Below are 9,027 nucleotides of genomic sequence, written 5' to 3'. Positions count from 1 at the left end.
TCATGTCAGGCTGCATTGTTTTTTTCGAAAAAAAGCTTTTTTCTATGCAGAATTCAACATCCGGCTGTTTTTTTATCTGATTTTTTCCATGCAGGATATCATTTGTGCAAACGACAGCGATACCCTCCCTGCCTGCAGTCTGGCAGCCTGGCTAAAGAAGAAAATCCTCGTCTTTGATGCACATGAATACTTCATCGAGGTGCCCGAACTGGAAAAAAGGAATTTAGTCAGAATGATATGGCATATCCTGACGATAATTTTTATCAGAAAATCAAAACTTTGTTATACGGTCAGCCAGTCGCTTGCCAAAGAATTATCCAAAGTTTATCATAAAAAATTTGAGGTCATCCGCAATGTTCCATCTCTCGATGAAACGGTTTCGAATGAATATCAGAATCAAAAAGGACAGTACATTCTGTATCAGGGAGCCGTCAATAAAGGAAGAGGACTTGAAGTGCTGATTGATGCAATGGAAGAAATTGACTTACAGTTAATTATTGCCGGAGGAGGTGACATACTTGATGAATTAAAAAGAAGAGCTGAAGAGAAAAAACTTGACCAAAAAGTCATTTTTATGGGTTACTTAATGCCTGAAGAAATAAAACCCCTGACTAAAAATGCATTTATCGGATACAATCTACTTGAAAATTACAGCAAAAGCTATTATTTTTCATTAAGCAACAAGTTTTTTAATTATATGCATGCAGGAATTCCTTCACTCTCCAATGATTTTCCGGAATACAGGATGATAATTGAACAATTACAATGCGGATTACTGGTTGATCTGCAGAAAAATGCCATTGTAAATGCAGTTAAAAAATTACAGCAAGACGAAACATTTTATCAAAAGCTTCGTTTAAATAGTTTACATGCTGCACGGGAATACTGCTGGCAAAAAGAGGAACAAAATCTGCTAAAGTTATACAGTGAGCTCTGATTTACATCTTAATATAGTTTCATTCGACATTCCCTATCCACCAAGTTACGGAGGCGTAATCGATGTATTTTACAAAATCAAAGCTTTATCTGAAAAAGGAGTAAAAATTCACCTGCATGCCTTTCACTACGGCAGAAATAAAGCTGAAATCTTAAACAATCTGTGTGAAGAAGTTTTTTATTACCCAAGGAAAACCTTTTTTAATCCCTTAACTTCAAAAAAACCCTATATCGTTGAAACACGGAAAAACAAAAACCTGCTCCAGAACCTTGTCAGTAACGATTATCCCATTCTCATTGAAGGGATACATTGCAGCTATTACCTGAACCGGCCGGAATTAAAGCACCGTACCAAGATACTCCGAATGCACAATATTGAGCATATTTATTACCTTCATCTGGCAAAAGTGGAACAAAACTGGGCGAAAAGGTTTTACTTTAAATTTGAATCCAACCGTTTAAAAAAATATTTACAGCAGTTAAACGGAGCAACCAAAATAGCCGCCATTTCCCCTTCCGACCATATTCTGTTAAATATAAAATTAAAAAACAGCTTTTATCTGCCTGTTTTCCATCCCAACAATGAACTTATCAGCAAGGAAGGAAGAGGTGATTACATACTTTACCATGGGAATCTTGGTGTTGGTGAAAACAATGAAGCCGCATTATTTCTTGTGAATCAGGTATTCAGCCAATTAGAACTTCCATTCATTATTGCCGGGTCAAACCCATCCAGAAAACTGATTAAATCGGTAAAAGCATACAAACATATTCAATTGCTCAATCCTGATACCGAAAATATTTACCTTTTAATTCAAAATGCACAGATAAATATTTTACCCACTTTTCAGGAAACAGGAATCAAACTTAAGTTGTTAAATGCACTTTTCAGAGGCAGGCACTGCATTGTGAATTCAAAAATGGTAAAAGAAACAGGACTCGGGCATTTATGCCATATTGCCGATAGTCCGAAGGAATTCATTTCAACAATTCAGGAATTATTTCATCGTCCTTTCGCCATTCAGGATAAAGAATTCAGGAAAAACGAACTCAGTCAATTATTTGACAATCAAAAAAGTGCAGAAATTTTAATTCATCAGTTAACCTGAAAAATCTTACCGTTATCAATTTTAACCACCCGTGCAGGAAATCTTTCTATCAGCGTATAGTTATGCGTTGCCATGAAAACAGTGTTACCATCACTGACCAGTTGGTGAAGCAGGTCAATAATTTCATAGGAAAGTTCCGGGTCGAGATTACCGGTCGGCTCATCAGCAAGAATGATTTTCGGGTCGTTCAGCAAAGCACGTGCAATGGCCACACGCTGCTGCTCTCCACCGGATAATTCGTGAGGCATTTTAAAATCCTTCGTCTGAAGTCCCACTTTTGTCAATACCTCATTGATTCTTTTGGTGATTAAATCATCTCTTTTCCATCCTGTAGCTTTCAGGACAAACTTCAGGTTTTCAAAAACCGAACGGTCTGTCAATAATTGAAAATCCTGAAACACTATACCAATTTTCCGTCTGAGAAAAGGTATTTGTCGCTTGCTGATTTTTTTCAGGTCAAAACCAGCCACTTCGCCTTCTCCGGCAGCTAAAAATAAATCGCCATATATGGTTTTAAGCAAAGTACTCTTTCCACTGCCTGTTTTTCCAATCAGATAAACAAATTCAGCAGGAAATAATTCCAGGTCAAGTTGATTCAATACCAGTGTATCCTGCTGATAAACACTGGCCTCATGAAGTTTTACAATCGGATTAATATTTGTCATAAAATTAATTTTTCCTTTAATAATTTTTGTTAATTTTGCCAGAGAGTTAAACTGTTAAAAAACCAAATAAAAATTTTTTTTCTGAGAAAATTAATTAACTTTGCATGCAGAAAATTTATCTTAAAATCGTTTACAAATTTAATCTAAACCGTACTAATATGAAATGTATTGCCAATAAAGGAAAATTTTTCCCGATTGTTAGCATGATGCTCATTCTTCCATTTCTCTTTTCATGTAATCCGTTAAAGAAAATGCAGAAGAACATTGATCAGGTCAAAATTAAGGTTGAAGATGAAGTATTGGAAGTTCATGCCGACAGTATTAATGTATTTTTTGATACATATATTCCAGGGAAATACTTTCACAAAAAAGCCATTTTAAAGCTTGAACCGGTGTTGATTTACAACTCCGACAGTATTTACATGACTCCATTTTTACTGGCAGGGGAAAAAGTTGACCTTGAGGCCAATAAAATCAATGCCAAGCAGGTTATTCCTTATATAACCGGGGCCACCGTTCCCTATAAAGAAAAACTACGTTATGAACCCGGTATGGAATCTTCCATGCTTTACATCCTGAGTTCTTATAAAATTGACTCAAAATATGATGAACTCGATCAGTGTATCTGTGATGTTAAGAAAGATAAACTTTCTGATGGCCTGATCGCCACCTCTCAGACGGTTCAACCCACTGATAATCTGTCAATAGCCGGAAGTTTCGCTCCTGAAAGACTTGTTGCAAAAGGTACTATTTACTATGAATGCGACAAATATGTGCTGAAACCCGGAATGACCGAAAGTAAAGACTTTAAATTACCTTTTGTTATATCTCCGGTTCTTGACCTTATCAAAAAGGAAGGCTTTCAGGTTGAAGGCATGACCTTACATTCCCAGGCCTCTCCTGACGGGCCACTTCAGAGAAATGAATTTCTTGCTAAAAACAGAAATTCAGTTTCTTATGACTATATGATCAATACTTTAAAAACCATGAACTTTCAACAGGTTTATGATACCAACTTTTACAAGAGAGGACAAACTTATGAAGACTGGGAAGGTCTGAAAGAGCTTATCAGCAAGAGTGAACTCTCTATCAAAGAAGATATTTTGAAAATTATTGCTTCCGAACTGCCACTCGATGAAAAAGAAGCCAATATTAAGAAACTTGGCAACTGGAAAGACATCACTACGACCATCATGCCTAAACTCAGGAAAACTGAAATTTCGCTCACTGCAAAAACAATCATCCGCGATCTGGATGTTCTTCGTCAGCTATATGCTCAAGGAAAACTCGACCAGTTCTACAATAAACAGGAAGTCCTTTATCTGGCATACAATACAGATGATATCACCAAACAGGAAGAGCTTTATAATTATTTTACCACTAAATATCCTGAAGATGAGCTCGTTGGAAAAAATAATCTGGCAATGATTGCCATCCGTAAAGGCGATTACGACAAAGCCCTTGACATTTTGACTCCACTCAACAAAAAATATCCGAATCAAAAGGAAATCCTTCAAAATGCAGGTGTTTGCTACAGGTTTAAGGGACAATACGACACCGCCCTTTATCTGTACGATCTCGCAGCAAAAGCAGGAGCCAATGTGAAAAATAACAAAGCCATTGTCTATATCAAAAAAGGCGAATACGACATGGCTATTCAGACATTTGAAGAAAATCGTTACGACTACAACAAATCTCTTGCTTACGTTTTAAAGAAAGATTATCCGAAAGCAAAGGATGTTATCGACAAAGTGGATAATAAAACAGCTCAGGATTTCTATCTACGTGCCATTATAGGTGCCCGCATGAAAGATGTTGACCTGATGACAACCAGCCTGACCCGTGCCATCAAACTCGATCCTTCCATCAGAGAAAGAGCTAAAGTTGACAGGGAATTCAGAAATTACTGGGACAAACCTGAGTTTCAAAATGCTTTAAGATAAATTTTTAAGGTAAAGTTTATGAAAAGACTAAGATATTTAATTGCTGCTGCTATTGCAGGAATAATAGCCATCAGCACTCCGGCAACATTTGTCATTGTCGGTTCAATGAGTTTCATTTATTCGAATTGTAAAAATACTGATACTTCTGTTGTTCCCACAGCTAAAATACCGGTTCTGTCCATTAATCCACCCCAATCTGCTGCATTCGATGTTTCAAAGGGAGAGGTAGTTAATTTTCATATCGTTGCCTCATCAAATGCTTCGACCAACAAAGACATTAAAAGTCTGAACTTCAGTGTTAAATATTCTTCAACAGATATATGGGATACTACCTGGTACCCGGGAGCCAATGAAAAGAAATCATTTACCAAAGATTATGCTTACACGATTCGAACAAACGTAAAAGATAACGATGTCATTACCATTACGGTTACAGCAACCGATGAAAATAACCAGGTCGCTAAAAAAACATTTGTTCTTACTGTTAAAGACTTAAGCGGACTTAATCATTATGAAGCTGTCATCCTTGGCGCACAAAGCAACCCTGATGTCGGTAGTTTTTACGCAACCTCTACCAATATGATTTATAAAGTGGCTGAAGCAAAAGCTTCAGGACAATCAACCATTGATTTGGTTTATTTCTATGGTACGTCAAATACTGCCACTATTGCAAGTCCTGATAATGATGATGTTTTTGGTACTGAAGCAGGTAAAATTTCATCTCTTCAGGTACATACCTGGACAACAAGAAATGCTACCAGATTTAAACCCATTGCCCAGCTTACACTTAATGAATGGGATGCATTAACCGCCCAGGGTCTTATCCAAAAATACCAGGTTTCCGGTAATGAGCTCAAGATGGCTAACAACCTGACTGACCTGGCAGGCGGTTATATTCCATCTCACGTTTTATTCAAAACTGCAAAAAATAAATATGGTATTTTCAAAGTAATGGAAATTACCAGCTATGATGCCAGCGGAACTATCAAGCTGAACCTTAAGATTCAAAAATAAATATGTTTTTTAGTTTACAAAAGCTTCCCTTTATGGGAAGCTTTTTTTTTTGCTTGTTTTTTGCAAAACAATAGGCCATGAAATTTTTATATCCCAACTTTCTCTGGGCATTTAGCCTTATTGCAATCCCTATCATTATTCATCTTTTTCGCTTTCGCAGATTTAAAAAAATTTACTTTTCGAATACTGCTTTACTGAGCAGCATTATTCTTGAGAAACAAAACAGAAACAAAATCAAAAATCTAATTCTCCTTGCTATCCGTATCCTGATCATTACCCTTCTTGTTTTTGCCTTTGCTCAGCCATATTTTCCGGGTAAATTCAGCATGAAAGGTAAAAAAACTGTATGTATTTATATTGATAATTCTCCATCAATGGAAAATATCAATTCAAACGGAATTTTGCTCGATCAGGCAAGACTACTGGCAAAAAAAATCATCGAAGGCCATGGTATGAATGATGAGTTTCAAATTGTTACAAATGAATTTTCTTTTAAAGAACAATTGTTTTATACCCGCGAAGATGCATTGCAGTTATTGAATGAAATAAATATTCATCCTTTGATGAAAAAGCTGAGTTATGTGGTGGGAAAAATAAACAATAATCTTGAAAGCAAAAGAAATCCGCAAAAAATAGTTTATCTTATTTCCGACTTTCAGCAATCAACTGCCGACCTTAAAAAGGTGGTATTCAACACGGATGTTCAATATTATTTGCTCCCGGTTGCTCCAACCTCTGTTTCTAATTTATACATTGATTCGTGCTGGTTTTCATCACCTTACGTTTATCCCGGACAAATGGTTTCATTGTTTGTTCAGGTAAAAAATTCCGGAGATAAAATCATCGAAGACAAATCTATCAGGCTGAATCTCAACGGACTCAAAAAGGTAGTCAGCTTCACCCTTCAGGGAAATGAAAAGCAAACACTTGAAATTCCTTTTATGGTTAACCAGAAAGGATGGATAAAAGGAAAACTCGAACTCGATGATTATCCTGTCAGCTTTGATGACAATTATTTCTTCAGCTATTATGTAAAAGAAAAAATAAAGGTACTTGATATTGATAATCAAAGAAATAACGCTCTCAGAACCGTTTATTCCACTGACAATTATTTCGAATTTACCTATGCTGATGAAGGCAGCGTTAATCTTCAGAATACAAGCCCATACGATTTGATTATTTTAAATCAGCCACAAAATCTCTCAGATGAATTTCTTTTACAGCTGAGCAACTTCGTCATGGAAGGCGGTTCGCTGCTGCTGATACCCCCGAAAGAATTGAATAATAACTGGCACAATGCGGTTAAACGTTTTGGCATATCACCTTTTGAAAACAAAATATCAGCGGGTCTCCGAATATCCGGAATCAATGATCAACATCCTTTTTTCACCGGAATTTTCGATAAAAAGCCCAGAAATATTGATTTTCCTTCTATTTCAATGGCTTATTCCAGAAGTTCAAATTATCTGAATACCGAATATTCGCTGATTGAATTTGAAAACGGTAAACCCTTGCTGACTCTTTCAAATTATGGGAAAGGAAATATCTACACATTATCGGTATCATTAGATCCGTCATGGAGCAACCTGACAAGGCATTCCATTTTTGTCCCCTTGATGTATCAGATGGCATTATTCAGAACACATAAAACCCCATTGAGCTATATTTTAGGAACAGACCGTTATGCCGAAATTTCCGGTAATTCCTTAAATGAAAAAATTAAGGTAAGCAATGGGGAAAAGACATTCAATCCTGTTTCATTGCTTGTCAGAAATAATTTAATCATTCAACTGGATAACAATTTTTCGCATGATGGATTTTATGAAGTCAATACAGACAATAAATCATTAATTGCCTGCAACTACAATCGTTCCGAAAGCAATCTTGTTTGTTATTCTGCAAAAGAACTTAAAGAATATCTTTCCAAAAATATTTCTTTACTCCCTGATTCTGAGGTCAGACTTTCAAAATCAATACAACAGGAGAACAACGGAAAACCTCTATGGCAGATACTTATCTGGCTTATCATCATGCTTATTGCGGCAGAAGTTTTAATTACCCGTTTCTATAAAATTGTTTAAAAACCTTTAACTTCGAACCTTCAACAAATCTTAAATAAAACAATCATGTCAGGAATTATTATCAAGTATGGAATAATCGGTGGATTGATTGCTATTGTCGGTACCCTGGTTTCATATACCCTCTCCGACATTCTATTTCAAAAACTACTGCTAAACTCACTCATTCAACTGATATTCTTTGCATTGCAGATTTATGTGGCCGTCAGGGCAATCAGAGAAATCAGGAGTATTAATGGTGGAATGATAACCTTTAAAGACAGCTTTGCATCTTCATTGGGGGTTTTGTTTATTTTGTCTGTCATTTCAATTGCTTTTTCCTTACTGCTTTTTAATGTGATTGATAAGAATTATGCTGAAAAAACAAAACTGGCCGTAATGGAAAGCATGGAACAGCGTTTTGAAAAATATCCGATAGACGAAGACAAAAAGCTTGAAATACTTGAATCTTACGAAAAACGAGATTTCAGTTTTACACCTGCAAAAGCAGGGAAAAGCCTTGGAACCATTACGGGTATTAGCATCATCATTGCGTTGATTATTGCATGGAGCATCAAAAAAGATATTAGCGTAGAACCTGAAAACGCATAAGCATGGATTTAAGCATTGTCATCCCTGTATTTAATGAAAAAGAATCCCTGATTGAGCTGGAAGCATGGATAAAGCGTGTGGTAACCCAACATGGATATGATTACGAAATTATATTCATTGATGACGGAAGCACAGACGGATCCTTCGAAGTCATTCAATCGCTTGCAACACAAAACAACAGGGTCAAAGCTGTCAGATTCAGAAGAAATTACGGAAAATCTGCAGCTCTGAATGAAGGATTTGCATTGGCCAAAGGACGTGTAGTGATCACCATGGATTCTGACCTTCAGGATAGTCCTGATGAAATACCCGAACTCTTCAGAATGATTACTGAAGAGGGATTTGAAATAGTTTCGGGATGGAAAAAAAAGCGTTATGACCCTTTGAATAAAACAATTCCAACAAAACTTTTCAATTGGGCAACCCGGAAAATTTCAGGAATTAAGCTCCACGATTTTAACTGCGGATTAAAGGCTTATCAGTCGGAAGTAGTTAAAAATATTGATGTTTACGGAGAAATGCACCGGTACATTCCGGTTATTGCCAAATGGAAAGGCTTTACAAAAATAGGAGAAAAAGTGGTCGAACATCACCCGAGAAAATACGGGCATACCAAATTCGGATTTGAAAGATTTATCAATGGTTTACTCGACCTGATATCCATTACTTTTGTTTCCCGCTTCAGTAAAAG

General features: G+C 36.4%; 8 protein-coding genes. 7 read left to right on the top strand and 1 reads right to left on the bottom strand.

Going from position 1 to position 9,027, the window contains the following annotated elements; genetic code table 11:
- Positions 1 to 88 precede the first annotated feature (88 nt).
- Positions 89 to 937: a glycosyltransferase family 4 protein gene (locus tag GX437_12525; protein NLJ08480.1), complete on the top strand. Its 849-nt coding sequence runs from the start codon at positions 89 to 91 to the stop codon at positions 935 to 937.
- Complete coding sequence (locus GX437_12520) at positions 927 to 2,045, top strand: glycosyltransferase (protein ID NLJ08479.1); 1,119 nt, start codon at positions 927 to 929, stop codon at positions 2,043 to 2,045. The genes GX437_12525 and GX437_12520 overlap by 11 nt, the downstream gene beginning before the upstream one ends.
- Here the strand turns inward: GX437_12520 and GX437_12515 are convergent.
- The gene (locus GX437_12515) at positions 2,033 to 2,710 is read right to left on the bottom strand and encodes an ATP-binding cassette domain-containing protein (protein ID NLJ08478.1); all 678 of its coding nucleotides are present in this window, start codon (positions 2,708 to 2,710) and stop codon (positions 2,033 to 2,035) included. The two genes, GX437_12520 and GX437_12515, sit on opposite strands and share 13 nt — an antisense overlap.
- Positions 2,711 to 2,961: 251 nt before the next feature.
- Here GX437_12515 and GX437_12510 point away from each other — a divergent pair, with 251 nt between their 5' ends.
- The 5 genes from GX437_12510 to GX437_12490 form a co-directional block, all read left to right on the top strand.
- A complete protein-coding gene (locus GX437_12510; protein NLJ08477.1) occupies positions 2,962 to 4,653 on the top strand; it encodes a hypothetical protein in 1,692 nt (563 codons plus the stop codon).
- An 18-nt stretch (positions 4,654 to 4,671) separates the two neighbouring features.
- Complete coding sequence (locus tag GX437_12505) at positions 4,672 to 5,667, top strand: hypothetical protein (GenBank protein ID NLJ08476.1); 996 nt, start codon at positions 4,672 to 4,674, stop codon at positions 5,665 to 5,667.
- Positions 5,668 to 5,744: 77 nt separating this feature from the next.
- Complete coding sequence (locus GX437_12500) at positions 5,745 to 7,748, top strand: hypothetical protein (protein ID NLJ08475.1); 2,004 nt, start codon at positions 5,745 to 5,747, stop codon at positions 7,746 to 7,748.
- Positions 7,749 to 7,793: 45 nt separating this feature from the next.
- Positions 7,794 to 8,336, top strand: a complete 543-nt coding sequence (locus GX437_12495; GenBank protein ID NLJ08474.1) for a DUF4199 domain-containing protein — start codon at positions 7,794 to 7,796, stop codon at positions 8,334 to 8,336.
- Between the two features lie 2 nt (positions 8,337 to 8,338).
- The coding region (locus tag GX437_12490) for a glycosyltransferase family 2 protein (GenBank protein NLJ08473.1) at positions 8,339 to 9,027 on the top strand (689 nt) is incomplete at its 3' end.

Source organism: Sphingobacteriales bacterium (assembly GCA_012517435.1).
In the GTDB taxonomy this organism is placed as follows: domain Bacteria; phylum Bacteroidota; class Bacteroidia; order CAILMK01; family JAAYUY01; genus JAAYUY01.
This window is presented reverse-complemented; position numbering and strand designations above follow the sequence as displayed.

Coding starts and splice junctions, on each gene's coding strand:
- GX437_12525 (NLJ08480.1), top strand. CDS start 89: ATGCAGGATATCATTTGTGCAAACGACAGCGATACCCTCCCTGCCTGC.
- GX437_12500 (NLJ08475.1), top strand. CDS start 5,745: ATGAAATTTTTATATCCCAACTTTCTCTGGGCATTTAGCCTTATTGCA.
- GX437_12510 (NLJ08477.1), top strand. CDS start 2,962: ATGCAGAAGAACATTGATCAGGTCAAAATTAAGGTTGAAGATGAAGTA.
- GX437_12515 (NLJ08478.1), bottom strand. CDS start 2,710: ATGACAAATATTAATCCGATTGTAAAACTTCATGAGGCCAGTGTTTAT.
- GX437_12495 (NLJ08474.1), top strand. CDS start 7,794: ATGTCAGGAATTATTATCAAGTATGGAATAATCGGTGGATTGATTGCT.
- GX437_12505 (NLJ08476.1), top strand. CDS start 4,672: ATGAAAAGACTAAGATATTTAATTGCTGCTGCTATTGCAGGAATAATA.